This window comes from Streptomyces violaceoruber (genome assembly GCF_033406955.1).
Classification (GTDB): domain Bacteria; phylum Actinomycetota; class Actinomycetes; order Streptomycetales; family Streptomycetaceae; genus Streptomyces; species Streptomyces violaceoruber.
This window is the reverse complement of sequence record NZ_CP137734.1, coordinates 8,225,932-8,252,357: the sequence shown is the minus strand read 5'-3', so window position 1 is coordinate 8,252,357 and position 26,426 is coordinate 8,225,932. Positions and strand designations below refer to the sequence as shown.

The 26,426-nt window shown below is 72.5% G+C and carries 20 protein-coding genes; 17 read left to right on the top strand and 3 right to left on the bottom strand.

Features of this window, described 5'->3' with window-relative positions; all coding sequences use genetic code 11:
• Positions 1-6 precede the first annotated feature (6 nt).
• Positions 7-1,599, bottom strand: a complete 1,593-nt coding sequence (locus R2E43_RS37255; protein WP_136208019.1) for an MFS transporter — start codon at positions 1,597-1,599, stop codon at positions 7-9.
• Positions 1,600-1,707: 108 nt separating this feature from the next.
• On the opposite strand from R2E43_RS37255, the gene R2E43_RS37250 reads away from it, so the two are divergent.
• Positions 1,708-2,310: a helix-turn-helix domain-containing protein gene (locus tag R2E43_RS37250; RefSeq protein WP_011027066.1), complete on the top strand. Its 603-nt coding sequence runs from the start codon at positions 1,708-1,710 to the stop codon at positions 2,308-2,310.
• A gap of 115 nt (positions 2,311-2,425) precedes the next feature.
• On the opposite strand, the gene R2E43_RS37245 is transcribed toward R2E43_RS37250, so the two are convergent.
• A complete protein-coding gene (locus R2E43_RS37245) occupies positions 2,426-2,959 on the bottom strand; it encodes a hypothetical protein (protein ID WP_030862480.1) in 534 nt (177 codons plus the stop codon).
• On the bottom strand, positions 2,960-3,688 hold the full coding sequence (locus tag R2E43_RS37240) for an SDR family oxidoreductase (protein ID WP_003978487.1): 729 nt from the start codon (positions 3,686-3,688) through the stop codon (positions 2,960-2,962).
• A gap of 284 nt (positions 3,689-3,972) precedes the next feature.
• Between R2E43_RS37240 and R2E43_RS37235 the strand changes: the two genes are divergently transcribed.
• From R2E43_RS37235 to R2E43_RS37160, 16 genes are all read left to right on the top strand, one after another.
• Positions 3,973-5,436 (top strand): catalase, encoded by a 1,464-nt coding sequence (locus R2E43_RS37235; protein WP_003978486.1) that lies wholly within the window; start codon positions 3,973-3,975, stop codon positions 5,434-5,436.
• Between the two features lie 103 nt (positions 5,437-5,539).
• Positions 5,540-5,935: an ankyrin repeat domain-containing protein gene (locus R2E43_RS37230; RefSeq protein ID WP_003978485.1), complete on the top strand. Its 396-nt coding sequence runs from the start codon at positions 5,540-5,542 to the stop codon at positions 5,933-5,935.
• A 480-nt stretch (positions 5,936-6,415) separates the two neighbouring features.
• Entirely contained in the window at positions 6,416-7,891 is a 1,476-nt protein-coding gene (locus tag R2E43_RS37225; RefSeq protein WP_003978484.1) for a sugar transferase, read from the top strand.
• Between the two features lie 70 nt (positions 7,892-7,961).
• Positions 7,962-9,287, top strand: coding sequence for a nucleotide sugar dehydrogenase (locus R2E43_RS37220; RefSeq protein WP_011027071.1), 1,326 nt, complete (start codon positions 7,962-7,964; stop codon positions 9,285-9,287).
• Positions 9,277-10,581 carry a glycosyltransferase family 4 protein gene (locus tag R2E43_RS37215; protein WP_016325095.1) on the top strand — a complete coding sequence of 435 codons (1,305 nt, stop codon included), beginning with the start codon at positions 9,277-9,279 and terminating at the stop codon, positions 10,579-10,581. Before R2E43_RS37220 ends, R2E43_RS37215 begins: the two co-directional genes overlap by 11 nt.
• Positions 10,578-11,945, top strand: coding sequence for a Wzz/FepE/Etk N-terminal domain-containing protein (locus R2E43_RS37210; RefSeq protein ID WP_093455374.1), 1,368 nt, complete (start codon positions 10,578-10,580; stop codon positions 11,943-11,945). The genes R2E43_RS37215 and R2E43_RS37210 overlap by 4 nt, the downstream gene beginning before the upstream one ends.
• Positions 11,942-13,507, top strand: a complete 1,566-nt coding sequence (locus R2E43_RS37205) for a Wzz/FepE/Etk N-terminal domain-containing protein (RefSeq protein ID WP_332057030.1) — start codon at positions 11,942-11,944, stop codon at positions 13,505-13,507. The genes R2E43_RS37210 and R2E43_RS37205 overlap by 4 nt, the downstream gene beginning before the upstream one ends.
• 3 nt (positions 13,508-13,510) lie before the next feature.
• Positions 13,511-15,445, top strand: a complete 1,935-nt coding sequence (gene asnB, locus R2E43_RS37200; protein ID WP_030862488.1) for an asparagine synthase (glutamine-hydrolyzing) — start codon at positions 13,511-13,513, stop codon at positions 15,443-15,445.
• A gap of 89 nt (positions 15,446-15,534) precedes the next feature.
• Positions 15,535-17,727 carry a bi-domain-containing oxidoreductase gene (locus R2E43_RS37195; RefSeq protein WP_332057029.1) on the top strand — a complete coding sequence of 731 codons (2,193 nt, stop codon included), beginning with the start codon at positions 15,535-15,537 and terminating at the stop codon, positions 17,725-17,727.
• Complete coding sequence (locus R2E43_RS37190; RefSeq protein ID WP_332057028.1) at positions 17,724-19,691, top strand: heparinase II/III family protein; 1,968 nt, start codon at positions 17,724-17,726, stop codon at positions 19,689-19,691. Before R2E43_RS37195 ends, R2E43_RS37190 begins: the two co-directional genes overlap by 4 nt.
• A gap of 22 nt (positions 19,692-19,713) precedes the next feature.
• Complete coding sequence (locus R2E43_RS37185; protein WP_332057027.1) at positions 19,714-21,249, top strand: right-handed parallel beta-helix repeat-containing protein; 1,536 nt, start codon at positions 19,714-19,716, stop codon at positions 21,247-21,249.
• A gap of 1 nt (position 21,250) precedes the next feature.
• Entirely contained in the window at positions 21,251-22,483 is a 1,233-nt protein-coding gene (locus tag R2E43_RS37180) for an O-antigen ligase domain-containing protein (protein WP_332057026.1), read from the top strand.
• A gap of 2 nt (positions 22,484-22,485) precedes the next feature.
• Positions 22,486-23,727 (top strand): glycosyltransferase, encoded by a 1,242-nt coding sequence (locus tag R2E43_RS37175; protein WP_003978474.1) that lies wholly within the window; start codon positions 22,486-22,488, stop codon positions 23,725-23,727.
• Complete coding sequence (locus tag R2E43_RS37170; RefSeq protein ID WP_003978473.1) at positions 23,724-24,974, top strand: class I SAM-dependent methyltransferase; 1,251 nt, start codon at positions 23,724-23,726, stop codon at positions 24,972-24,974. The genes R2E43_RS37175 and R2E43_RS37170 overlap by 4 nt, the downstream gene beginning before the upstream one ends.
• Positions 24,971-25,780 (top strand): glycosyltransferase family protein, encoded by an 810-nt coding sequence (locus R2E43_RS37165; RefSeq protein ID WP_003978472.1) that lies wholly within the window; start codon positions 24,971-24,973, stop codon positions 25,778-25,780. The genes R2E43_RS37170 and R2E43_RS37165 overlap by 4 nt, the downstream gene beginning before the upstream one ends.
• Positions 25,777-26,424 carry a PIG-L deacetylase family protein gene (locus R2E43_RS37160; RefSeq protein ID WP_332057025.1) on the top strand — a complete coding sequence of 216 codons (648 nt, stop codon included), beginning with the start codon at positions 25,777-25,779 and terminating at the stop codon, positions 26,422-26,424. The genes R2E43_RS37165 and R2E43_RS37160 overlap by 4 nt, the downstream gene beginning before the upstream one ends.
• The last annotated feature ends 2 nt before the right edge of the window (positions 26,425-26,426 follow it).

The following is a 26,426-nucleotide window of genomic DNA, read 5'->3' as shown; positions in this document are numbered from 1 at the left end:
CCGCGGTCAGCGGGCGGTGAGGGCCTCGGCGGCCTCCGGTTCGTCCGCGTCCGCGGGGGCCGTCCTCCCCGGCCCGCGCAACGCCACGTAGACGAACAGGACGCCCATGACGGCGACGCCCGCCCACATGGCCTGCTGCCAGCCGTCGACGAAGGACTGCTGGGCGGCGTGCAGCAGGTCCGGGCCGTGCGGTCCGGCGCCGCCCGCGGCCTCGACCGCGTTGGCCACACCCTGGCGGGCCTCGTCCGCGGGGCCCTGGGGGATGCCGTCCAGCCGTCCGTCGATGGCAGCGCGGTAGCCGCCCGCCAGCAGGGCCCCGAGCAGGGCGACACCGAGTGCGGTGCCGAACTCGCGGGTGACGTCGTTGAGTGCGGACGCGACGCCCTGCTTCCCGCGCGGCAGGGAGCCGGTGATGGCCTCGGTGGACGGGGTCATCGACAGGCCCATGCCGGTGCCCATGGCCAGCATGCCGGGCAGGATGGTCAGGTATCCGTCGTCCACGGAGACGAACAGGGCCATGAGCGCGAGGCCGACGCCGGCCAGGGCGATGCCCGCCGCCATGGTCGCACGGGAACCGACCCGTGCGGCGAGCATGGGGGCGAGGCCGGAGGTCGCCATCATCATGACGGCCATGGGCATCAGCGCCACCGTGGAGAGCAGGCCGGACCAGCCGAGCACGGCCTGGAAGTACGGGAAGAGGACCACGGCGATGCCCGCCTGGACGCCGAAGACCACCAGGAGCGTGATAGAGCCGCCCGCCAGGCCGCGCTCACGGAACAGGCGCACGTCCAGCAGCGCGGCGTCGCGGCGGCGCAGTTCCCAGGCGACGAAGCCGACGGCGGCGGTGATGCCGGCGACGAGGCCGGTCAGCGTCACCGGGTCGGTCCAGCCGCGTTCGGGGCCTTCCTGGAGGACGAAGATGAGGCCGGTCACGGCGACGGTGGAGATCAGCGCTCCGACCGTGTCGAACCGGTGGGCAGCGGTCTCGCGGGAGTCGGGGACCGACTTCAGCGCCATGGCCAGGGCCACGAGGACCAGGACCACCGGGAGGACGAACAGCAGCCGCCAGTCGGCGACGTCGACGAGGAGGGCGGAGAGGAACATGCCCAGGATGCCGCCGCCTCCGGCGACGCCCGTCCACACGCCGATCGCCTTGCCGCGCTGCTCCTCGGGGAAGGTGGACGTGATGACGGCAAGGGTGACGGGCATGATCATCGCGGCGCCGGCACCGCCGGCCACGCGAGCGGCGAGCATGACCTCGGCCGAGGGAGCCAGTCCGGCGAGGACGCTCGCCGCACCGAAGACACCCAGACCGGCGACGAGCATGGGCCTGCGGCCCAGTCGGTCGCCGACGGCCCCGAGCGGGAGCAGCAGCGCGGCCAGGGCCAGCGTGTAGATGTTGATGATCCACAGGACCGTGCTCTGGGAGGCGCCGAACTCGACGGCCATGTGGGTCTGTGCGACGTTCAGACCGGACACCGAGGCGACGACGGCCATCAGTGCGACGGAGACGGCGATCAGGATCGTGCGCAGCTGACGCGCGTCGGGGGTGCTCCCGCCGCCGGTTTCGGGGGCCCGTACGGGTGGGCTGGTGCTCATGGGTTCCTTTCGCGGGGCATGCCGCAGCCCGACGGGGCGTGGAGGGTGTCGGGGAAGTGCGGCTCGACTGCGTCCGAAGCTAAGCCCGCCTTGCGTTCGAGGCATACGATGTTGCTCATGACGCAAGAAGATGGAGACCTGGACAGCCTCGTACGCAAACGCATCCGCGCCCTGCGGGTGGCGCAGGGCTGGTCCCTGGAGGAACTGGCCGGGCGTGCCAGGCTCAGCCAGTCCTCGCTGAGCCGCATCGAGAACGGCCGGCGCCGCCTGGCCCTGGACCAGCTGGTCACTCTCGCCCGAGCCCTGGACACCACGTTGGACCAGCTCGTGGAGACGGCCGACGAGGACGTCATCACCAGTCCGATGATCGACAGCGCCCACGGCCTGATGCGCTGGCCGGTGAAGGGCGATCCCGGCATGACCGTGGTGCGTCAGCGCATGACCCAGCCGCCGCCCGAGAATCCGGCGCGCATGCGTGCCCACCCGGGGCGCGAATGGCTCGTGGTCCTGTCCGGCACGGCCGTCCTCATGCTCGGCCACCGCCGCTTCCGCGTCGAGACCCACCAGGCAGCCGAGTTTCCCACGATGATGCCGCACGCGATCGGCACCGCCGGCGGCCCCTGCGAGATCCTGGGCATCTTCGACCGCGACGCCCGCCGCGGCCACCAGCGCGAGGGAGGCGAGCCCGAGGCCCGGGACAGGGCCGAGTGACGGCGCGGGGCGCCGGGCCCCGGCGGGCAGGGCGAGCGCGAGGAGGGGCTCGGCCGCGGCTCGTGTGGGCCGGCGCCGCGCACCGGGCCGGTGGCGGGCGGGCGGGGCACGCCCGCTACTCGATCAGGGCGTCCGCGGCGATGATCACCAGGCCGATCAGCATGTCCAGGGCCCCGGCCCGGCAGGAGGACAGCCGGCCGAGCCCGGCGGTGCGGGCCGCCGAGGTGCCCAGGGCGAAGAGCAGGACGGTGTTGAGCACCAGGGCCGTGTCGGCGGCCGTTTCCTCCGCCCACCACCCGGCCTCGGCGGCGAGCAGCATCATCACGGTCGGCAGCACGGCGACGGCCAGCGGCCACTCGGCGAGCACCGCGCGCAGTCTGCTCGGTCCGGCCGTCCCGTCGCCGGACGCACGCTGGGCGATGACGTGCGCGTACCCGTGGGCGGCGCCCGACGTCAGCGCCGTGAGCAGCACCCACAGCGCGTCCTGGCCGGGGTTGGCCGCTTCGCCCGGCACGTCCAGCGCCGCGACCAGCGCGCTGGCCAGTACCAGGCCGTAGATTCCTTTGAACAGCCACCGCTCCGGCCGGCGCCGCAGGATTCCCCTCGGCGCGACGCCGCCGGCCGGGCCGCGGCCGGCACCCTCGGGCATTCAGGAGAGCCAGTCGGCGTACCGGGTGGGGGCCAGGTGGGCGTCCAGGTCGGTCAGGACGTCTCCCTCGACCGCCCCGAACATGCCGGCGCCCGGATCGGTGACGACCGTTCGCGCGTCGCCCTTGTGGGCCAGGGTCAGGCGGCCCAGCTCGTCCAGGGGGAACACTTCCGGTCCGCCGATGTTGCGGATGCCGTTCAGCGGGGCGCCCACGGCGACGTCCGCGACCGCGGCCGCCACGTCCTTCGCGGCGATCGGCTGGATCGGCGTGGCGGGCAGCCGGACGGAGTCGTCGGAGGCGGTCCAGGACAGGACCGCCTCCATGAACTCCATGAACTGGGTGGCACGCACGATCGAGTACGGGACGGGGCCGTCCCTGAGGATCTCCTCCTGGAGCACCTTCGCGCGGTAGTAGTCCAGCGCCGGGACCCGGTCGACGCCGACGATGGAGAGGATCACGAAGTGCCCCGTCCCGGCCCGCCGCGCGGCGGCCAGCAGGGTGTCCATCGACGCCCGGAAGAAGGCGGGTGAGGCGTCGTCGAAGGTCGGGGAGTTCGTCAGGTTGACCACGACCTCGGCTCCCTCGACCGCGTCGTCCACTCCCCCGCCGCCGACGACGTCGACGCCGGTGGACCGGGAGTGGGGCACCGCCTGGTGCCCGGCCGCGTTCAGGTCCTTGACGACCTGCGAGCCGATCAGCCCCGTCCCGCCGATGACCGCGATCTTCATGCGCACGCCTCTCTTCCTTCCGGAGCCGGGTGGCTCAGGAACCACTGTGTCGGTGTGTGCGGAGGACGGCTCTTTGAACGCCCCGAAGGGATGAGAACGGACCGGCTCCGGGGTGCCGGAACGCCGGAGTGGCCGAGCCTGTCGGTCCCGCCCCCGGCAGGGCGCGGCACCCCAGCAGGCTTCGGCATCAATTCAAGAGCGAATATTGCTCTAGATGCCGCCTTGCCTTAGATCCTGTCCAAGGTAGGGTGGTGGCTGCGAAGAACCACACCGAGGAGCAAGCCTTGCCTGAGAACAACCAGAAGCCGCTGACCACGGTCGCCGGTGCGCCGGTTCCCGACAACCAGAACTCGCTGACCTCCGGCCCGCGCGGCCCGATGCTCCTGCAGGACGTGTGGTTCCTGGAGAAGCTCGCGCACTTCGACCGGGAGGTCATCCCGGAGCGCCGGATGCACGCCAAGGGCTCGGGCGCCTTCGGCACCTTCACCGTCACCCACGACATCACCCGGTACACCAGCGCGAAGATCTTCTCCGAGATCGGCAAGAAGACCCCGCTGTTCACCCGGTTCTCCACCGTCGCCGGTGAGCGCGGTGCCGCCGACGCCGAGCGCGACATCCGCGGCTTCGCCGTGAAGTTCTACACGGACGAGGGCAACTGGGACCTGGTCGGCAACAACACCCCGGTCTTCTTCTTCCGCGACCCGCTGAAGTTCCCGGACCTCAACCACGCGGTGAAGCGCGACCCGCGCACCAACCTGCGCAACGCCGAGAACAACTGGGACTTCTGGACCAACCTCCCCGAGGCCCTGCACCAGGTCACGATCGTGATGTCGGACCGCGGCATCCCGGCCTCCTACCGGCACATGCACGGGTTCGGCTCGCACACGTACAGCCTGATCAACGCCGAGGGCGAGCGGTTCTGGGTCAAGTTCCACCACCGCACCCAGCAGGGCATCAAGAACCTCACCGACGCCGAGGCCGAGGCCCTGGTCGGCAAGGACCGCGAGTCCCACCAGCGCGACCTCTTCGACGCGATCGAGGACGGCGACTTCCCGAAGTGGAAGCTGTTCATCCAGGTCATGCCGGAGGCCGACGCGGAGAACTACCGCTTCCACCCCTTCGACCTCACCAAGGTCTGGTCGAAGAAGGACTACCCGCTGATCGAGGTCGGCGAGTGGGAGCTCAACCGCAACCCCGACAACTACTTCGCGGACGTGGAGCAGGCCGCCTTCAGCCCGGCCAACGTGGTCCCGGGCATCAGCTTCTCCCCCGACCGGATGCTGCAGGGCCGCCTCTTCTCCTACGGCGACGCCCAGCGCTACCGCCTCGGCGTCAACCACCACCAGATCCCGGTCAACGCCCCGAAGAACCCCGTGAACTCCTACCACCGCGACGGCGCCATGCGCGTCGACGGCAACCAGGGAGCCACCCCGGGCATCGAGCCCAACTCCTACGGCCGCTGGCAGGAGCAGCCGGCCTACCGCGACCCGGCCCAGGCCGTGGGCGCCGTCGCCGACCGGTTCAACTACCGCGAGGACGACGACAACTACTTCGAGCAGCCCGGCAACCTGTTCCGGCAGATGAGCCCGGAGCAGCAGCAGGTTCTGTTCGAGAACACGGCACGCGCCATCGACGGCGCCTCGGCGCAGACCATCGAGCGCCACATCGGCAACTGCACCCAGGCCGACCCGGCCTACGGCGCGGGCGTCCGCAAGGCGATCGAGGCCCTGGCCGCCGGCAACCTCTGATCCGGCCGGTCAGCGACACACGCGGTACATCCGCACCGCACCGGCGCGGGCACCTCGGAGGTGCCCGCGCCGGTGCGGGCGTACCGCCACGGAGAACTACTTCATGGACATGCACAACAGCGGTGGACTGACTCCCGAGCAGACGGAGCGCGTGGTCGCCATCGCCATGGATCTGGCCCGCGAGGGCGGCACCGAGCAACTGGTGGAGTTCGTACAGCACGGGCTGCCGGTCGATGTACGGGACCCCGCGGGCAACTCCCTCCTCATGCTCGCCGCCTACCACGGTCACGCCGACACCGTGCGGACCCTGATCCGGCACGGCGCCGACCCGGACCTCCGCAACGACCGCGACCAGTCCCCCATCGCCGGCGCCCTGTTCAAAGGCGCCGACGACGTCGTAGCGGTACTGCGTCAGGCCGGCGCGGACCTGGACTCCGGAACGCCGACCGCGCGGGCCGCGGCGGCCATGTTCGGCCGGGAACACCTGCTCGCGACCTGAACCGGCGGTGACGTCACAGGCGGAGCCGGGGACCGGGCACTCGACCCCCACATGGCGTGAACCATCGGTGCGGGCCCGCGTCCGAAGCGGAAGAATGGCCGTCGAACTCGGCACTTCGCATTACGCGGTGGCGCGAAGACATCGGTGGACATTCACAGGTTGCTTGATCAACTCCCAAAGCGTGAGCACGAATTACACACATCCCCTCTACACAGTGGCCCCGATGGTCTAGATTGACCGTGCTTCAGCCGTTCAGGCACGGGGCGACCGGTAATGATCTTTAGGTCGGGGGCAGGGGGGGGTCTGCTGCTGTCACTGTGCATTGCTCGTATTGATGTGACATAGCCGGAACGTTGTGCGCGGACAGGCCGGGGGGCCGTCCGTGGGGAGGAACAGCGCGGCGCGGGAGGCGGGGGCCTCCCGAGGGGGAGGAACAGTGCTAGGCGAATACGTCGAACCACTGGGAACCTGGGGGGTTCTGTGCGGCAAGGGGGATTGGTCAGCGCGTTTCCGTCTGCGCGCGGACAGTTGGCGGACGGGGCGACCAGCCGGCTCACGAGCGACTGGGAGCAGCGGTACCGCCGTACCGTGATCACCAGCGATACCGTGACCACCGCCGTCGTGGTGGCGGGCATCGGCAATTTCTTCGGGGTCCGGGACGCGGCCAACTGGCACGAGAAATGGGGAATTCTCGCGTTCGGCACCTGGCTGCTGGTGCTGGGCGCCCTCGCGGTGAGCCGGTCGTGGTCACCGGCCGTGCTCGGCCAGGGCGCCGAGGAATTCCGTCGGCTCGGCCGCTCACTGTTCATGGCGACCGTCGTGCTGGCGCTCGGCGGAATCGCCCTCACCTCGCGCAACATCAAACTCTGGATCTTCGTCGCCGTTCCCGCAATCGCGATCTTCATCATGGTCGCGCGCTATGCGCTGCGCGTCCGGCTGCACAGACAGCGCAAGCAGGGGCGCTGCCTCAGACCCGTGCTCGCGGCCGGAAGTCCGGCCACGGTGCGCGATCTGATCGCCCGGACCCGGCGGTTCCCGCACCTCGGCTGGCGGGTGGACGCGGTGTGCACGACGGACGACGGGCTCGAGGGCGGCCAACTGGACGGAGTGCCGGTCGTCGGCCCACTGGAGCACGTCGCCCACCACGTCCGCCGCGACGGCTACCGGGTGGTCGCGGTCACCCCGGACCCGCACTGGTCACCGCACCGCCTGCAACGACTGGCCTGGAACCTGGAGGGCAGCGACGCCGAGATGGTCGTCGCTCCCGTCCTGATGGAGGTGGCCGGCCCGCGGCTGCACGTCGACGCGGTGCTCGGTATCCCGCTGCTGCGGGTCAGCATGCCGACCTTCACCGGGGGCCGCCGCGCGGTCAAGGCGGTCGTCGACCGGTTGGGCGCGGCCGTCCTGCTCACACTGTTCGCGCCCCTGATGCTGTTCGTCGCGCTGCTGGTCCTGGTGGACAGCAGGGGCGGGGCGTTCTACCGCCAGCGCCGGGTCGGCAAGGACGGCCGCGAGTTCACCATCCTCAAGTTCCGCACCATGGTCGCGGGGGCCGACGGGGCACGTGCCGCGCTGGCCGACCGCAACGAGGGCGCGGGCCTGCTGTTCAAGCTCCGCCGGGACCCGCGGGTCACCCGGGTCGGGGCGGTGCTGCGCCGGTACTCGGTCGACGAACTGCCGCAGCTCCTCAACGTGCTCGCCGGATCGATGTCGCTCGTGGGACCGCGGCCGCCGCTGCCCGAGGAGTCCGCCGCCTACGGCCCGGACATCCGAAGACGGCTGCTGGTCAAGCCCGGCCTCACCGGTCTGTGGCAGATCAGCGGACGCAGCGACCTGCCGTGGGAGGAGGCCGTCCGGCTGGACCTGCGGTACGTGGAGGACTGGTCGCTCGCCCTGGACACGGTGATCCTGTGGAAGACGCTGCGTGCGGTGGTCCACGGACAGGGGGCGTACTGATGCGCGGGGGCCGCCGGCCCGTCGCGCGGACCGCAGGCCGTCAAGGCCTGCCTGGGGGGAGGAACGGGTCATGAGGGTCAGCGTTTTCGGCCTCGGCTACGTGGGCTGCGTGTCGGCCGCGTGCCTGGCCGGCATGGGGCACCAGGTCGTCGGGGTGGATGTGAACCAGGCGAAGGTCGACCTGGTCAACGACGGCAAGGCCCCGGTGGTCGAGGAACGGATCGGCGAGCTGATCGCCGAGGTCGTGGGCAGCGGAGCACTGCGCGCCACCGGCGACGTCCGCGAGGCGATCATGGAGAGCGAGATATCCCTGGTCTGCGTGGGCACCCCGTCGGAGCCCAACGGCAGCTTGTGCACCACGTACTTGGAACGCGTCACCGAGGAGATCGGCACCGCGCTCGCCGAACGGGGCGGGGGCGGTGGGCGGCACACCGTGGTGTTCCGCAGCACCATGCTCCCCGGCACCTGCGCGAACCTGCTGGTGCCGATCCTGGAGAAGTACGTCGGCGGCACCGCCGGGGTGGACTTCGGGGTCGCGGTCAACCCGGAGTTCCTGCGCGAGGGCACGAGCGTGCGGGACTTCTTCGACCCGCCCAAGACCGTCATCGGCGAACTCGACGCGGCCGGCGGCGACGCGGTGCTGGCCCTGTACGACAGCCTGCCCGGCGAGGTGTTCCGGGTGCCGGTCGCGACGGCCGAGGCGATCAAGTACGCCGACAACGCCTTCCACGGACTCAAGATCGGCTTCGCGAACGAGCTGGGCGCGGTGTGCCATGCGCTCGGGGTGGACTCGCACCAGGTGATGGACGTGTTCCTGGCCGACCGCAAGCTGAACATCAGCCCCGCCTACCTGCGGCCCGGTTTCGCCTTCGGCGGCTCCTGCCTGCCCAAGGACCTGCGGAGCCTGGTCCACGCGGCACAGCGGGCCGACGTCTCGGTGCCCATCCTCTCCCATGTGCTGCCCTCCAACTCCGCGCACCTGGAGCGCGCGGTCGAGCTGGTGGAGCGCACCGGGAAGCGCCGGGTGGGGATGTTCGGACTGTCCTTCAAACCCGGCACCGACGACCTCCGCGAGAGTCCGCTCGTGGAGCTGGCGGAGCGCCTCTTCGGCAAGGGCTACGACCTCAGGATCCACGACGCCAACGTGAGCCTGTCCCGGCTGCTCGGCGCGAACCGCGAGTACGTCGAGACCCGGCTGCCGCACCTCGCCCAACTGCTCGCGGACTCCGTCGACGAGGTCCTCGACCACGCCGAGGTGTGCCTGGTCGGGACCAGGGACCCGGCCGTGCTCTCGGCGCTGCCCCACGGCGCCGGGCCGCTGCTGATCGACCTCATCCACCTTCCCGACGCCGACACGCGCCGGACCGAACCGGGGTACATGGGCCTTGCTTGGTGACACGACGTCTGGTGAAACGCCGTTCGGTGGCACAGCCGGCGACCGGCCGGGGCGGCGCGCCCTGATCCTGGTGGAGAACCTGTCGGTACCCTTCGACCGGCGGGTGTGGCAGGAGGCGACGACCCTGCGCGACGCGGGCTGGGACGTGCACGTCATCTGCCCCCGGGGCAGCAAGCGGGACACGGAGCCGGAAGCGGTCGTCGACCGGGTGCACATCCACCGCTACCCGTTGCGCGCCGCCACCGGAGGACCGGCCGGCTACCTGCGGGAGTACGGGGCGGCGCTCTGGCACACGGCCCGGCTGGCCCGCCGGGTCGGCCCGGTCGACGTGGTCCACGCCTGCAATCCGCCGGACCTGCTGTTCCTGCCGGCGCTGTGGCTGAAGAGGCGCGGTGCGCGGTTCGTCTTCGACCAGCACGACCTGATACCCGAGCTGTACCTGTCCCGGTTCGGCCGCGGCAAGGACCTGCTCTACCGCGCCGTGTGCGCGCTGGAACGGTGGACCTACCGGGCCGCGGACGTCGTGCTCGCCACGAACGAGAGCTACAAGGACGTCGCGATACGCCGGGGCGGCCGCCGCCCCGACGACGTCTTCGTGGTGCGCAGCGCACCCGCGACCGATCGCTTCCAGCCGGTGCCGCCCGAACCGGAGTTGAAGCGCGGCAAGCCCCATCTGCTGTGCTACCTGGGCGTCATGGGACCCCAGGACGGCGTGGACTACGCCCTGCGGGCCCTCGCGAAACTGCGCGACGAGGTCGGTCGGACGGACTGGCACGCGGTGTTCGTCGGCTCCGGCGACGCCTTCGACGCGATGGTGGAGCTGTCCCGGTCGCTGGGGCTCGACGAGCAGGTGCGGTTCACCGGGCGCATTCCGGACGCCGACCTGGTGCGCCACCTCTCCACCGCGGACGTGTGCCTCTCCCCCGACCCCCGCAATCCGCTCAACGACGTGTCGACCATGAACAAGGTCCTGGAGTACATGGCGATGGGCCGGCCGATCGTCTCGTTCGACCTCCGCGAGGCGCGGGTCTCCGCCGGGGAGGCCGCCCTGTACGCACCCGCCAACGACGAGGCGGCGTTCGCCCGGCTCGTCGCACGGTTACTGGACGATCCGGACGAGCGCGCCCGGATGGGCAAGATCGGCCAGGAGCGGGTCACCGGACGGCTCTCCTGGCGCAACTCGCAGGCGGCGCTGCTCGCCGCGTACGCCGCCGCCTGCCGTGACCACACTCCGGTGTCGGCGGGCGCCCCGGTCCGAACAGGGTTCAAAGCAGGGAAAAGGCCGCGCAGTTGAGCGATGACACGATACGCCTGGTCACGGTCGGGCGAATTCTCCGGCGACGACGGCGGCTGCTCGCCGTCCTCGTCGTGGTGGGCGCGCTCGCCGGCTACGGCGTCTCGGTGCTGTTCCCGCCGCGCTACACGGCATCGGCCTCGGTCCTGCTGCCGGGGCAGTGGGAGCAGCGCGAGCTGGTCACCCAGGTGGAGATCGCGACCAGCTCGGCGGTGGTCGACCGGGCCGCCGACGAGCTGCGCTGGAACGGGGTGGGCAGGAGCGAGCTGCGCGACCGGGTGAGCGCCGAGACCGCCGACGGGAACATCGTCAAGATCTCGGGGACGGCCGCAACCCCGGAGCGTGCGCAGCGGCTCTCCGACGAGGTGGCCCAGCAGTTCGTGACCTACGCGGCGCGGATCGCCAGCGGCACCACCGGCGCCGACGAGGCCGCCGGGCCGGAGGCGCTGCGGGAGCAGGTGACACGGACCAACCGCCGCATCACCGACCTGGCCAACGCGGCCGATCCCGGGCAAACCGTGGAAAGCGTCCAGGCCCGCACCGAGCTGGAGAAGCTGCGCAGCGCGCTCCAGGACGCCATGCAGAAGCTGGAGGAGGCCGACCCGGCGAACAACCGGGCCGGCATGGTCGTCATGGGTCCGGCGGCCCGGCCGGCCGGCGAGGCTCCGCCGACGCGGCTGCAGCTGATCGGCGGCGGCGCGCTGCTGTTCTTCGTGCTCGCCGTCATCGCCCATCTCACCGCGGCGCGGGTGAACCGGCGGCCGCGCTCCGAATCCGAGATCGCCGCGGCGCTGGGAACGGCGCTGCTGGGAACCGTGGACGTACCCGGTGACCGGCGCGCCCACCGGCCGAAGGCGCGCGGCGCGCGGGCCCGGTTCCGGCGGCTGCTGGGCGTCGACGTCCGGTGGGACCTGCCGACCCCGCGGTCCTCCGGCGACGAGGCCGGCCGACGGCTCCGCTACCGGCGGGTCCGGGCCCGCCTGCGGGAACGGGTGCCCACGGCCCGGCGGCTGCTGGTCGTCGTGCCGGACGACGACGAGGTGGCCCGCCGGGCGGCCGGCCGGCTCGCCGCCGACGCCGAGGACGATCCGCGGCTGCGGGTGGTGGAGGTCTCGGTGGCCCGGCCGATCGTGCCCGACCGCGACACCGAGTCCGGCGCGCTGGTCGTGCTCAGCGCGGGCGCCCGTACCGCCGAGGAACTCGCCGGTGTCGCCGAGGCGTGCGCGGACGGCGGGCACGAGGTCGTCGGCGTCGTCGTCGCCGGCGCGGTCCGGGCCCGTCCGACGGCGTCGGCCGACGAACCCCGGGGGGACGCCGCCGCCGGGGCCGCGGTGCACGACCACGCGACGGGAGGTGTCGCATGACGACGACGGACACGGCTTCGCAGCCGTCGGCCTCCGCTCCCCTGCTGGACCTGCAGGCACTGGTCGTGGCGGTGCGCAGACGACGGCGCCTGTGGGGCAGTCTGGCCCTGCTGGGCCTGCTGCTCGGCGCTGCGGTGGCGGTCCTGCTGCCGCCCCGGCCGACCGCGGTGACCAAGGTGCTGGTCGCGCACAAGGACGACCAGCCCAACGACACCGGAACACTGATCCGCACGGATGTCGAACTGCTGGACACCACGCGGATCGCCGCCGCCGCGCTGCGGACCCTCGGTTCCCGGGAGAACCCGGAGGACTTCATGCGGGACTACCGGGGCACCGGGCTGACCAACAACCTGCTGCGGATCGACGTGACCGCCGACAGCGACGCGGAAGCGGTCGCCCGGGCCAAGGCGCTGGCCGACACGTTCGTCGCGGACCACGTGCGGCGGATGCGGGAGGCCGCCGAAGCCGAGTCCAAGTCCCTGCTGGACCAGCGCAACCGTATGCGCAAGGAACTCGCCGAGGTCAACAGCGCGATCGGGGACCGCTCACCGGACGACGAACCGAAGGCGTCGGCGAGCATCGAGTCGCTCTTCGCCCGCCGGGCCGAGCTCGACTCGCGGATCGCCGAATTCGACCAGCGGGCCGCGGAGGCGCTCACCGGCACGCCCGAGGTCGTGGCCGGCACGCAGATCGTGGACGCCCCGCACGCGGTGGAGCACTCGCTGCCCAGGGCCGTGGGTACCGACGCCGCCATCGGGCTCGCCCTCGGACTCGTCCTCGGGCTCGCGCTCTCCGCGGTGGGCGCCGTGGTCGCGGACCGCCCGGTGCTGCGCCGGGAGATAGCGGCGAACCTGGGTGCCTCCGTCCTGGCGGAGCTGCGGCGCCGGCCGCGCCGGTCGGCCCGGTCGTGGGGGCGCCGGCGGACCCGGGCGGCACGTGAACGGCTCACCACCACCCTGACCCGCCTGGTGCGCGGCTCCGCGGAACCGGTGTCCCTGCTGGAACTGGGCTGTGCGCGCGGCACCGGCCTGATCGCCCTGGACGTCGCCGGGGCACTGGAGGCGGACGGGCCCGTGGTCGTCGTCGACGGTCTGCCCGGCACGCGGCTCGCGGGCGCCCACCGGGGGCCCGGCGGTCCGACCGTGCTGAGCGGCGAACGGGCCACGGCCGAAGGGCACCAGGGGCGCAGGCTCGGCGTCGGCTCGGTGGCACCGGGCACGGCGTGGACCGACCTGCGGTACCTCGGCAGCCGGACGGTGCTCGTCGTACGGGCCGGGCACGGCAGGACCGCGTGGCTGCACACCGTGGCGCGGCAGCTCGCCGACCAGCGCATCGCGGTGATCGGCGTGGTCCTGATCGACCCCGATCCGCGTGACCGGACCGACGGCACCCTGTGGGACGGCCCGCACCTCGCGCGGCGCGTCCCCGGCGAACGGCCGAAGCGGCACAACGGTGGGGGTACCTCCCACGCCGTCCAGGCAGTGGGGGAAGGCCGGCTCCGGGCGGAACGGCCGTCGATACCGGCCGCGACGGTCCCGGACAGCGATCAGGAGGCGCGGTAGCACATGTGCGGCATCGCAGGCACGTACCACTGGCCGGACGGCAAGGCCGTGACCGACCGGCTCACCGACGTCCTCGCCCACCGCGGTCCGGACGGGGCCGGCCGCTACAGCCATCCCGCCGGCGAGGGCGAGGTGCACCTCGGGCACCGCCGGCTGGCCGTCGTCGACCTGTCCACAACCGGCGCCCAGCCGATGGTCTCGGACGGGCTCGCCCTGTCGTACAACGGCGAGCTGTACAACGCGCCCGAGCTGCGCACCGAGCTGGAGTCGGCCGGGGTCCGCTTCCGCGGCACCTCCGACACGGAGGTGGTCCTGGAGGCCTGGCGGCGCTGGGGCACGGACTGTCTGCCGCGGCTGCGCGGCATGTTCGCGTTCGCGGTCTTCGACGAGCGCACCGGTGAACTGGTGCTCGCCCGCGACCAGCTCGGCATCAAGCCGCTGTTCCTGCTCCGGCGCGGCGCGGGCCTGGTGTTCGCCTCCGAGCTCAAGGCGCTCGCCACCGCGACCGGCGGGAAGCTGGAGGTGGATCACGCGGCGCTGGTGGCCTCGCTGCTGTACTACTGGGTGCCGGACTCGCGCTGCGCGTTGCGCGAGGCGGAGAAGCTGCCGCCGGGCAGCTGGCTGCGGTGCCGGCCCGACGGCCGGGTGGAGCGCGGCCGGTTCTGGAATCTGCGGGACGTCGCCGCCGAGGGCCGGGAGCGGGCCCGCAGCGGCGAGCGGCCGGACCTGGCCGCCGTCGTCGAGGAGTCGACCCGGCGCCACCTGCTCTCCGACGTGCCGGTGGCGACGTTCCTCTCCGGCGGGCTGGACTCCAGCTACCTGACCGCGCTGGCGGCCCGCGACCGGCCCGGGATCTCCGCCTACACGATCGGGTTCCGCGCCGAGGACGCCAGGTTCGAGGCGATGCCCGACGACCTGCGCTACGCCCGGCAGGTGGCCGAGCGGTTCGGCGTCGACCTGCACGAGATCGAGATCGCCCCGAACGTGCTCGACCTGCTGCCGCGGATGACGTACCACCTGGACGAGCCGATCGGCGACCCCGCCGCGATCAACACCTTCCTGATCTGCTCGGCCGCCCGGGAGGCCGGGGTCAAGGTGATGCTCTCGGGGATGGGCGCCGACGAGCTGTTCGCCGGCTACCGCAAGCACCTGGCCAACGTGCTGGCGCTGCGCTACCAGCGCGTCCCGCGGCCGCTGCGGCGCGGGGTGTCCGCGGCCGTGGGCCGGCTGCCGGTCGCGTCGAGCCGCCGGGGGTACCGGTCGGTGCGCTTCGCGAAGCGGTTCCTGTCCTTCGCCGATCTGCCGCAGGAGACCGCCTTCCGGCGCAGCTACACGATGTACGACCGTCAGGAGCTGCTCGACCTGATCGATCCGGATCTGGCGGGCACGGTCGAGGACGTGCTGACCGAGCACGCGGACGTCTACGAGGACAACGACCTCGACGACTTCGTGAACCGCATGTGCCTGGCCGACGCCCGGATGTTCCTGCCGGGCCTGAACCTCGCCTACACGGACCGCTCCAGCATGGCCGCGTCGACCGAGGTGCGGGTGCCGTACGTGGACGTCGAGGTGGTGAAGGCGGCGTTCGCCGTGCCCGGTGACCGCAAGATCGTCGGGCGGCAGGGCAAGGCCGTCCTGAAGGAGGCGGCCACCTCGGTACTGCCCCGGGAGATCGTGTACCGGCCCAAGGGCCTGTTCAGCGCCCCGCTGCGGGCCTGGATGAGCCGTGACCTGGCGCCGCTGGTGCGCGAGGTGGTGAACGACGGCGAACTCGTCAGGTCGGGGTTCCTGCGCCGGGACGCGCTGCGGCGGCTCGTCGCCGAGGACACCGCCGGGCAGCGGGACTTCTCCAAACACCTGTGGCACGTGCTGACCCTCGAGTACTGGTACCGCGGCGCGACCTCCGGGTCCGGCGACCACTCCTCGTCGACGGCCTAGCACCTCGGCACTCCCCCTGCACCTCGGCACCCCCCACACCTCAGCACCTCCCCCGCACCACGACCGGCAGAGAGACAAGAGGACCTTCGGTGAAACAGGTTGTGCAGAACTACAAGAGCGGCGAGCTGGCGCTGCTCGACGTGCCGGTGCCGGGCTGCAAGCCGGGCGGCGTGCTGGTGCGGACCGCCTACTCCCTGATCTCCACCGGCACCGAGCTGATGAAGGTGTCCGAGGCCGGCATGACGATGCTGGGCAAGGCCAGGTCACGGCCGGACCAGGTGGCCAAGGTCGTGCAGAGCGTGGCCACCAACGGGGTGCCCGCCACCTATCGCAAGGTGATGGGCAAGCTGGACTCCTACACACCCCTCGGCTACTCGCTGTGCGGGGTGGTCGAGCAGGTCGGCGAGGGGATCGACGACGTGAAGGCCGGCGACCTCGTGGCCTGCGCCGGCAACGAGCACGCCCTGCACGCCGAGCTGAACTGGGTGCCGCGCAACCTCTACGCCCCGGTGCCGGACGGTCTCGCGGCGCGGGACGCGGCCTTCGGCACCGTCGGTTCGATCGCGCTGCAGGGCGTCCGTCAGGGCGAGTCGCGGCTCGGCGAGACGGCCCTGGTCATCGGGCTCGGGCTGATCGGCCAGCTGGTGGTGCAGCTGCTCGTCGCCTCGGGCGTGCGGGTGGTCGGGGCCGACCCCGACGCGGAACGCTGCGAGCTGGCCGAGCGGCTGGGCGCCGCCGCCTGCGGCGATCCCGCGTCCCCGGCCGTGGAGAGCGCCGTCGTCGAACTCACCGACGGCCACGGCGTGGACCAGGTGTACCTGGCGGCCGGCGGCGGCAGCAACCAGCCCGTCGAGCTGGCCGCGCGGCTGTGCCGGGACCGCGGCCGGGTCGTCGACATCGGCAAGTGCCGCCTGGACCTGCCGTGGAACGCGTACTACGAGAAGGAGCTGGACGTCCGGTTCTCCCGCTCCTACGGCCCCGGTCGTTACGACCCGGAGTACGAGCTGGAGGGGCGGGACTACCCGATCGGCTACGTCCGCTGGACCGAGCGGCGCAATCTGGCCTGCTTCCTCGACCTCGTCGCCCGGGGCCGGGTCGACGTGGCGCCGCTGATCACCCGTACCGCCGACTTCGACGACGCGGTCGAGACGTACCGGAGTCTGCAGGACGGCGCCCTCAAGGCGGTCGCCGTGCTGTTCCGGTACCCCGGGCAGCCCGACGCCGAGTCGCCGGCCGGGGCGCCGGCGGTGACGGTGCCCGGGGTGCGGCGCGGCGCCGGCGCGGCCGCACCGGCACGGGCCGCCCGGACACCGGTGCGCCTGGCCTTCGTCGGCGCCGGCAACTACGCGACGTCGATGCTGCTGCCGCATCTGGCCCGGCGCGAGGGCGTCGAGCTGTCGACGGTCGTCACCACGACGGCGCTGTCCGCGGCCAACGCGCAGCGCAAGTTCGGGTTCGGGGAGGCGACGACCGATCTGGACGCCGTGCTCGGCGACGCGTCCGTGGACGCGGTGTTCGTGGTCACCCGGCACAGCTCGCACGCCGAACTGACCCGCAAGGCGCTGCTGGCCGGCAAGGCCGTCTTCGTGGAGAAGCCGCTGGCGCTGACCGGGGAGGAGCTGACCGGAGTGCTCGCGGCGGTGGAGGAGTCCGGCAACGACCGGGTGCAGGTGGGCTTCAACCGCCGGTTCGCGCCGCTGCTCCAGGAGGCCAGGAAGCGGTTCGGCGCCCGCACCGGACCGGCCAGCCTGCGCTACCTCGTCAACGCGGGGCGGCTCGACCACGGCAGCTGGTATCTCCAGCAGGGCACCGAGGGCTCGCGGTTCGCCGGCGAGGGCGGTCACTTCGTCGACACGGCGAGCTGGCTCCTCGGGGCCGACCCCGTCTCGGTCTACGCGCTCGCCCCGTCGGGCAACGAGGACCTTCAGGTCGTGCTGGGCTACCCGGACGGGTCCACCGCCACCCTCAGCTACGTCACCACCGGAGCGGCCGGATTCCCCAAGGAGACGCTGGACCTGGTCGCGGACGGCAAGGTGCTGCAGCTCGACGACTTCGTCCGCAGTTCGGTCTACGACGGCCGCAAACGGTGGGTCAGTTCGCGGCTGCCCAAGGCCCGGGACAAGGGCCAGTCGGCCGAACTGGCCGCGTTCGTCCGGGCAGTGCGGACCGGCGGGCCGATGCCGGTGCCGCTCGAGTCGCTGGTCGCCACCACGGCGGCCACCCTCGCCGTGCGGACCGCTCTGGCCGCCGGCGCTCCGGTGGGTCTGGCGGAGGCGCGATGACCGTGACCCCGGGGAGTGCGGGCTGGTACCTGCGGCGGCTGTCCCGGATGGGGCCGCGCGAGGTGGCCGGCCGGGTGGGCGACACGGTGCGCAGGCGACGGTGGCGGTCGGTGCGACCGGACGCCCCGGGCGTGAGCGGGGTCCGGTTCACCGCGGTCCTGCCCGCCGGGACGATCGCCGCGGTGCCGCCGGACGCCGCGAAGCGCCTCGTCGCCGAGGCGGACCGCCTGCTGGCCGGGCACGTCGAGTACTTCGGCGTGCGCCGCGACGACCTGGTCGAGCCGGACTGGTGCTTCGACCCGAAGACCGGGCGCCGGGCGCCGTGGGGCTACGCCTTCGACGTGCCGTACCGCGACGAGGACGCGGTCGGTGACATCAAGCAGATCTGGGAGCCGTCCCGGCACCAGTACCTCACCGTGCTCGCCGCGGCCTACGCGGTCACCGGCGACGAGCGGTACGCCGAGCGCGTGGCCGAGCACCTGCGGTCGTGGTGGGCGGCCAACGCGCCGCTGCGCGGGGTGCACTGGGTCAGCGGCATCGAGCTGGGGATCCGGCTGCTGTCCTGGGTGTGGATCCGCCGGCTGCTCGACGGCTGGCCGGGCGCCGCCGCGCTCTTCGAGGACAACCCGGCGGCGCTGGAGCAGATCTGGCACCACCAGCGCTGGCTGGCCGCCTTCCCCAGCCGGGGTTCGTCGGCGAACAACCACGTCGTGGCGGAGGCCGCGGGGCAGTTGGCCGCGGCCTGCGCCTTCGGGTGGTTCCCCGAGTCGGCACGGTGGCGGGACGACGCGCTGCGGTCGCTGGAGCGGCACCTGCGCGGCAACACGTTCCTCTCCGGCCTCAACCGGGAGCTGGCCACCGAGTACCACGGGCTGGTGCTGGAACTCGGCCTGGCCGCGGTGGCGGAGGCGGACGCCGCCGGTGTGCCGGTGCCCGCGACGGTCCGGCTGGTGCTGCTGCGGATGACCGACGCGCTCGCCGCCGTCGTGGACGACCGGCTGCGTCCGCCGCGGCAGGGGGACGCGGACGACGGCCACGGCCTGGTGGTGGACGGCGCGGGCACCGACCGCTGGGGCTCGCTGCTCGCCACCGGGGACGCCGTGTTCGGGTCGCTTCCCTGGTGGCCGACGGTGACCGGCACGGATGTGCGCACCCCGCTGCTGGCGGCGCTGGTCCGGCCCTACGGCGGGGACGGAGCGGGGCGGGCCGTGACCCGCCCGGCGCGCAGGCCGGCCCACTTCGCGGACGCGGGGCTCACGGTGCTGCGCGGGCCGGGCGGGATCTGGTGCCGCTGCGACGGCGGTCCGCACGGCTTCCTGTCCATCGCCGCGCACGCCCACGCGGACGCGCTGTCGGTGGAGGTCCGGCACGACGGGGTCGACGTGCTCGCCGACCCGGGGACCTACTGCTACCACGGACAGCCGGTGTGGCGGGGGTACTTCCGCTCGACGCTCGGCCACAACACCCTGGAGCTGGACGGCGCCGACCAGTCCGTCTCCGGCGGCCCGTTCCTGTGGACCCGGCACGCCCGCACCCGGGTCCTGGCCGTGGACACGTCCGACGAGAAGGTGTCCCGCTGGTGCGCCGAGCACGACGGGTACGGGGACTCCGTGCACCGCCGCCGGGTGGAGCTGACGGCCGCGAGCCGGGAGCTGCGGGTGGTGGACGAGGTGCGCGGCCCGCGCCGGTCCGTGCGCCTGGCGTTCCACCTCGGCCCGGCGGTCGCCGCGGACCTGGCGGGCAGCCGCGCCGCGCTCACCTGGACCCGGGACGGCGAGGAACGCTCGGCGGTGCTCGACCTGCCCGGCGCTCTGTCCTGGCGGGCGCATCGCGGGGAGACCGGCCCGCCGCTGGGCTGGTACTCCCCCGGCTTCGGGCGCAAGGAACCGGCCACCACCCTGGTCGGCACCGGTGTCACCGACGGCGTGCAGGAGTTCACGACCGTACTCGGCTTTCGCGGCTAGGAAGGGAAGGAGGGGAGGACGCATGGGGAGCAGGCGGAGGGGCGGAACGTGGTCGGCCGCGGCGTCGCTGGCGCTGGCGCTGCTGGCGGCCGGCTGTACCGGTACGCCGGACGCCAAGGCCCCGGAGCCGACCGCGCCGTCCTCCCCGTCCGGGGCGCGGAAGGTGGCCCGGGTGTGCGAGAAGCCCGCCGCCGGTCCGGCGAAGGCGCCGGCGGGTGCGGTGACCGTCGATCCGGCGGTCGTCGGCGACTTGGCCGACAAGACCCGCAACAGCCCCGCCAACACGACCTTCTGGCTCCGGCCGGGCAAGCACCGGCTCGCGTCCGACCGCTACTCCCAGGTCGTCCCCAAGGAGGGGAACCGCTACCTCGGCGCACCGGGCGCGGTGCTCGACGGCCGCAAGACCAACCAGTACGCGTTCGGCGGCACCGCGCGGGACGTCACCATCGGCCATCTCACCGTGCAGGGTTTCGTCGCGCCCCACGACGAGGGTGTGGTCAACCACGACTCGGCCGACGGCTGGGTGATCGAGCACGCCACGATCCGGCGGAACTCCGGCGCCGGACTGATGGCCGGTGACCGCCAGCAGGTCCGGGCCAGCTGTCTGCGCGACAACGGCCAGTACGGCATCAACGCGTACAAGGGCGACGGCGTCATCAACGACCTCGTGCTCGAGGGCAACGAGATCACGGGCAACAACACCGGCAACTGGGAGCGCAGGCGGCCTGGCTGCGGCTGCACGGGGGGCGTCAAGTTCTGGGCCGTCCAGGGCGCCGACGTGCGCGGCAACTGGGTGCACCACAACCGCGGGACCGGCCTGTGGGCGGACACCAACAACAACGACTTCCTCATCGAGGACAACGTGCTGGAGGGCAACGACGGTGCCGCGCTGATCTACGAGACCAGCTACAACGCGGTCGTCCGCGAGAACACCATCCGGCGCAACAACTGGGTCGAGGGCCGCGAGAACACCGACGGCGGCGACGACTTCCCGTACGCCACCGTGTACATCTCCGAGTCGGGCGGCGAACCTCGGGTCGAGGCGCGCACGGACAAGATCGAGATCTACCGGAACGTGCTGGAGGACAACTGGTCGGGCATCACCCTGTGGGAGAACGCGGACCGGTTCTGCAACAGCCCGGCCAACACCTCCTCGGGCGACTGCACGTTGCTGGTGGAGGACGTCGACCGCTGTGCTCGCCCGGCGATCGCGAGCGCCCCGCTGTACGCGGACTGCCGGTGGAAGACCCAGCGGGTGGACGTCCACGACAACCGCTTCACCCTGGACAAGTCCGTCGTCGAGTGCACCGACGGTTGCGACCGCATGGCGCTGCTGGCCAACTACGGCACCTATCCGGACTGGTCGCCCTACCGGGGCGAGCGGGTGGCCGAGGCCGTCACGCTCCGCCAGCACAACCGCTGGCACGACAACGTCTACGTCGGACCGTGGAAGTTCGTCGCCCACGACCCGAGCCGGGTGCTCGACTTCGGGCAGTGGCGGGGCGCGCCCTACCGGCAGGACGCGGACAGCACCCTGCGTGCCGGGGGCGGTGATTGAGATGGAGACCGGGCGCACGCCGAAGCTGGTCGGGACGGTCTGGGGGCTGCTGATCCTCAACACGCTCGGCTCCACGGGGGCGGAGACCGTCGTCCCGCTGCCCCGCTCGCTCATCCAGATGGTCACCATGGGCGCGCTGGCCGTCGCGTTCTCGCTGGCGCTCGCGCTCAATCTCCGGCTGCGGGTGCGCGCCAGCGCCTTCCTGTTCCTGCTCACCCTGCTGCTGGTGCCGAGCGTGATCTCCAGCACGGACCTGGAGTCCGGGTTCGGCGCGCTGTTCCGCTGTGCCCGGCTGGGCCTCTTCGTGGGCACCCTGTGGCTGCTCAGCCGCTGGTGGGACGGCGGCCCCACGTTCGTCCGGCACCACATCCGGATGTACTTCGCGGTGCTCTGCACGGTGGCCGCGGGCGCGCTCGTCTCACCGGGTGCGGCCATGCCCGACCTGTACGGCGGGCGGCTGGTCGGCGCCCTGTGGCCGCTCACCCCGCCCCAGATCGGCCAGTACGCGGCGGTGATCATCGGTCTCGCCCTGCTGCTCGTGCTGAGCCGCCAGACCGACCGGCGCAGCGCGGCCCTGGTGATCGTTCCGTCCCTGCTGCTGCTGGTGCTGACCCATACCCGCACGGCCACCCTCGGTCTGCTCGTCGGCCTGACGCTGGCGATCGGCTCGCTCGCCCTCACCAGCGCCGCCGCCCGCCGTTTCTTCTCCTGGGCGGTGCTGTGCGCCGCGGTGGCCGCGGTGGCGTTCGCCTCCGCGCTGCACGCGTGGTTCCTGCGCGGCCAGAGCGAGGAGAACTTCAGCAATCTCACCGGCCGGGCCAAGGTCTGGGACGCCCTGCTGGCGGCCCCCAGGACGGTGGGCGAGAAGGTGTTCGGCATCGGCCTGGGCGACAAGTCGTTCGACGGGCTGCCGATCGACAACAGCTGGCTGGCCGTCTACCACGAGCAGGGTCTGATCGGCATCGCCCTGGTGGCGACGGTCTTCGTCGTGCTGGGCGGGGTCGCGTTGCTGCGGCCGCCGTCCCCGGCGCGGGCCTGCGCGATCTTCCTGATCAGCTACTGCGCCCTCGCGTCGTACACCGAGGCGGGTCTGGGCGACGCCTCGCCGTACCTGCTGCACCTCGCCGTGGCCGCCTCGCTGCTGGCCTCGCCCGCCGCGGCCACGCCCCCGGTGACGCCCGAACCCCCGCGCCGCCGCGTCCCGCGCTGGGCCCGCACCCCGGAGGTGACCTGACCATGCACGTCCTCGTGGTGCACAACCGATACAACTCGGCCCAGCCGAGCGGCGAGAACAACGTCGTCGACCAGGAGGTGGCGCTGCTGCGCGCGGCCGGCCACCGGGTGGGCCTGTTCGAGCGGCGCAGTGACGACATCGCCTCGCGGTCCCTGCTCGGCAAGGTCGCCGTGCCGCTCCTCGTGCCGTGGAACCCGGCGGTCCGCCGGGAGCTGGCCGACCGGCTGCGCACCGAGCGGCCGGACGTGGTGCACGTGCACAACGTCTTCCCGCTGCTGTCCCCGGCGGTGCTGGCCGCCTGCGCCGACGCCGGGGTCCCGGCCGTCGCCACGCTGCACAACTACACGCAGGTCTGCCCGCCCGGCACACTCCAGCGCGACGGCCGGCCGTGCACCGAGTGCGTCGGGGCGGCGCCGCTGCCCGCCGTGCGGCACGGCTGCTACCGGAACTCGCGGCTGGCGACGGTGCCGCTCGCGGTCGGCCTGTCGGTGAACCGGCGGCGCTGGTGGTCCGGTGTGGAGCGGTTCTTCTGCATCTCGGCGGCGCAGCGTGAGGTCCTGGTGGGGGCGGGCCTGCCGGCCGAACGGCTGGCGGTGAAGCACAATTTCGTGCCCGACCCCGAGGCGCGCCGTGCGGGCCCCGGCGAGCACCTGCTGTACCTCGGCCGCCTCGCGGAGGCCAAGGGCGTACGGCTGCTCATGGAGGCGTGGGACGAGCTGGCCGCGGACGGCGGCGTGGGCGTTCCGCTCGTCGTCGCCGGCACGGGGCCGCTGGAACGCGAGGTGACCGCCTGGGCGGCGGGCCGGGACGACGTGCGCTACGTCGGCCTGTACGACCCGGAGCAGTGCAGGCGGGCCCTCGCCCGCTCGGTGGCCGTGGTGGCTCCCTCGACGTGGCTGGAGGCGTTCGGCCTGGTGGTCGTGGAGGCGATGGCGGCGGGGGTACCGGCCGTCGCCGCCGGGCACGGCGCCTTCGCCGAGCTCGTCGACGACGGGGTGACCGGGCTGCTGCACCGGCCGGGCGAGGCCGCCTCGCTCGCGTCCCGCATCCGCCGGATCGCGGCGGAGCCGGAGCGCAACCAGGAGATGGGCCGGGCGGCCCGGCGCCGGTACGAGCAGGGCTTCAGCCCGGCCGTCGGCCTGGAGCGCCTGCTGGAGGGGTACCGCACCGCGATCGCGGGGCGGTCGGCACTGGCTCGCGACGGGGACGTCCGCGCGGGCAGGGGGGATGGGGGCAGTAGATGACACGATGCCGACTCTGCGGTTCGGCGGCGATGGAGAGCGTCGTCGATCTCGGAGCGACTCCGCCGTGCGAGAGCTTCCTCGCCGCGGACCAACTGGACCGGCCGGAGCCGGCGTACCCGTTGCACCTGCGGGTGTGCACCGACTGCTGGCTGGCGCAGATCCCCGCGCTGATCACGCCCGAGGAGACGTTCACGCAGTACGCGTACTTCTCCTCGTACTCGAGCTCCTGGGTGGAGCACGCGCGGACGTTCGTCACCGGCGCCGTGGAGCGGCTGGGCCTCGGCCCGGACTCCTTCGTGGTCGAGGTGGCGAGCAACGACGGGTATCTGCTCAGGCACATGGTGGACCGCGGGATCCGCTGCCTGGGCGTGGAGCCGTCGGTGAACGTCGGTGCGGCGGCGCGGGAGGCGGGGGTGCCCACGCTCACGGAGTTCCTGAGCCCGGACACCGGCGCGGCCGTGTCCGCCGAGCACGGCCCGGCGGACCTGGTGGTGGCCAACAACGTGTACGCGCACATCCCGGACGTGGTCGGCTTCACCCAGGGGCTGCGTGCCCTGGTCGCCGACGACGGCTGGGTCTCGATCGAGGTGCAGCACCTGCTGACCCTGATCGAGGAGAACCAGTACGACACGATCTACCACGAGCACTTCCAGTACTACACGGTCGCGTCCGCGATCCGGGCGCTGGCGAGCGGCGGCCTCGCGCTGGTGGACGTCGAGCTGCTGCCCACGCACGGGGGTTCCATCCGGCTGTGGGCGCGGCCCGCCGAGGTGGCGGGTGAGCCGAGCCGCCGGGTGAGTGACGTGCTGGACCGGGAGAAGGCGGCCGGGCTGCGGGAGCTGTCCGGGTACACCGAGTTCTCGTCCCGGGTGGCCAAGGTGCGGCGGGACCTGCTGCGGTTCCTGATCGACGCGGCCGAGCGCGGCGACACGGTGGTCGGCTACGGCGCCCCGGGCAAGGGCAACACGCTGCTCAACCACTGCGGCGTCCGGCCCGACCTGCTCGCGTACACGGTCGACCGCAATCCCTACAAGCACGGCAGGTTCACCCCGGGCACCCGCATTCCGATCCTGTCGCCCGAGCGGATCGCCGCCGACCGGCCGGACTACGTCCTCGTCCTGCCGTGGAACCTGCGGGAGGAGCTGGTCGAGCAGCTCTCCTTCGTGCACGAGTGGGGCGGCCGCCTGGTCTTCCCCATACCGGAACTGAGCGTGGTCGAGGCCGCGTCCGAGAAGGGCACAGCATGAAGGTCGTACTGTTCTGCGGCGGCTACGGGATGCGGATGCGCGAGGGCGCCTTGGACGACGTGCCCAAACCGATGGCGATGGTCGGCCCGCGGCCGCTGATCTGGCACGTCATGCGCTACTACGCGCACTTCGGGCACAAGGAGTTCATCCTCTGCCTCGGCTACGGGGCCCACCACATCAAGGACTTCTTCCTCAACTACGAGGAGACGACCTCCAACGACTTCGTGCTGCGGGGCGGACGGACCGAGCTGCTCTCCGCCGACATCGCCGACTGGACGATCACGTTCGCGCAGACCGGTATCGAGTCGCCCATCGGGGAGCGCCTGCGCCGGGTGCGGCACCATCTGGACGGCGACGAGATGTTCCTCGCCAACTACGCGGACGTGCTCACCGACGCACCGCTGCCCGAGATGATCGACTCCTTCGCCCGGCGGGACGCGGGCGCCTCGATGATGGTGGTGCCGCCGCAGTCCTCGTTCCACTGCGTGGACCTCGGTGAGGACGGTCTGGTGGGCGGCATCACCGCGGTGAGCGACCTGCCGCTGTGGGAGAACGGCGGCTACTTCGTGCTCCGCCAGGAGGTCTTCGACCACATCCCGGAGAACGGGGACCTGGTGGCCGACGGATGCACCCAACTGGCCAAGCGGGGGCGGCTGGTGGCGCACCAGCACCGGGGCTTCTGGAAGCCGACCGACACGGTGAAGGAGCGCGCCGCGCTCGACGCCGCCTACGCCCGGGGGGAGCGCCCGTGGGCCGTGTGGGAACGGGACGGCGCGATGTCGGGCGCCGGGGTGAGGACCGCGTGATACGGCTCGGTGCCGGGAGCCCGGAACGGATCGTCGCGGTGGGCGCGCACTGCGACGACATCGCCATCGGTGCCGGCGGCACGCTGCTGACGGTGTGCCTGGCGCGGCCGGGGGTGCGCGTCGACGCGCTGGTGCTCTCCGGTGGTGGCGGTGAGCGGGAGCGGGAGGAGCGGGCCGCGCTGGCCGCCTTCTGCCCGGGCGCCGACCTGCGGCTGACGGTGCTCAAGCTGCCGGACGGCCGGATGCCGGCGCACTGGGAGGAGGCCAAGGCCGCGGTCGAGGAGCTGCGCGAGCGGACCGAGCCGGAGCTGGTGCTGTCCCCGCGCACCGACGACGCGCACCAGGACCACCGCGGTCTGGCGAAACTGATGACCACCGCGTTCCGCGACCACCTGGTGCTGCGCTACGAGATCGTCAAGTGGGACGGCGACCTGGGCCGCCCGACGGCGTACCAGCCGCTGTCGGAGGACGTCGGCGAAGAGAAGGTGCGGCTGCTGCAGGAGCACTACCCCTCGCAGCGGCACCGCCCCTGGTACGACCGGGAGGCCTTCCTCGGCCTCGCCCGGATCCGCGGCATCGAATGCCACGCGCGCTATGCCGAGGCGTTCGACGTCGCCAAACTCACTCTCAACCTGGGGGGTTGAAC

Coding starts and splice junctions, on each gene's coding strand:
- R2E43_RS37180 (WP_332057026.1), top strand. CDS start 21,251: ATGGAGACCGGGCGCACGCCGAAGCTGGTCGGGACGGTCTGGGGGCTG.
- R2E43_RS37185 (WP_332057027.1), top strand. CDS start 19,714: ATGGGGAGCAGGCGGAGGGGCGGAACGTGGTCGGCCGCGGCGTCGCTG.
- R2E43_RS37230 (WP_003978485.1), top strand. CDS start 5,540: ATGGACATGCACAACAGCGGTGGACTGACTCCCGAGCAGACGGAGCGC.
- R2E43_RS37190 (WP_332057028.1), top strand. CDS start 17,724: ATGACCGTGACCCCGGGGAGTGCGGGCTGGTACCTGCGGCGGCTGTCC.
- R2E43_RS37175 (WP_003978474.1), top strand. CDS start 22,486: ATGCACGTCCTCGTGGTGCACAACCGATACAACTCGGCCCAGCCGAGC.
- R2E43_RS37250 (WP_011027066.1), top strand. CDS start 1,708: ATGTTGCTCATGACGCAAGAAGATGGAGACCTGGACAGCCTCGTACGC.
- R2E43_RS37205 (WP_332057030.1), top strand. CDS start 11,942: ATGACGACGACGGACACGGCTTCGCAGCCGTCGGCCTCCGCTCCCCTG.
- R2E43_RS37170 (WP_003978473.1), top strand. CDS start 23,724: ATGACACGATGCCGACTCTGCGGTTCGGCGGCGATGGAGAGCGTCGTC.
- R2E43_RS37255 (WP_136208019.1), bottom strand. CDS start 1,599: ATGAGCACCAGCCCACCCGTACGGGCCCCCGAAACCGGCGGCGGGAGC.
- R2E43_RS37165 (WP_003978472.1), top strand. CDS start 24,971: ATGAAGGTCGTACTGTTCTGCGGCGGCTACGGGATGCGGATGCGCGAG.
- asnB (WP_030862488.1), top strand. CDS start 13,511: ATGTGCGGCATCGCAGGCACGTACCACTGGCCGGACGGCAAGGCCGTG.
- R2E43_RS37245 (WP_030862480.1), bottom strand. CDS start 2,959: ATGCCCGAGGGTGCCGGCCGCGGCCCGGCCGGCGGCGTCGCGCCGAGG.
- R2E43_RS37240 (WP_003978487.1), bottom strand. CDS start 3,688: ATGAAGATCGCGGTCATCGGCGGGACGGGGCTGATCGGCTCGCAGGTC.
- R2E43_RS37220 (WP_011027071.1), top strand. CDS start 7,962: ATGAGGGTCAGCGTTTTCGGCCTCGGCTACGTGGGCTGCGTGTCGGCC.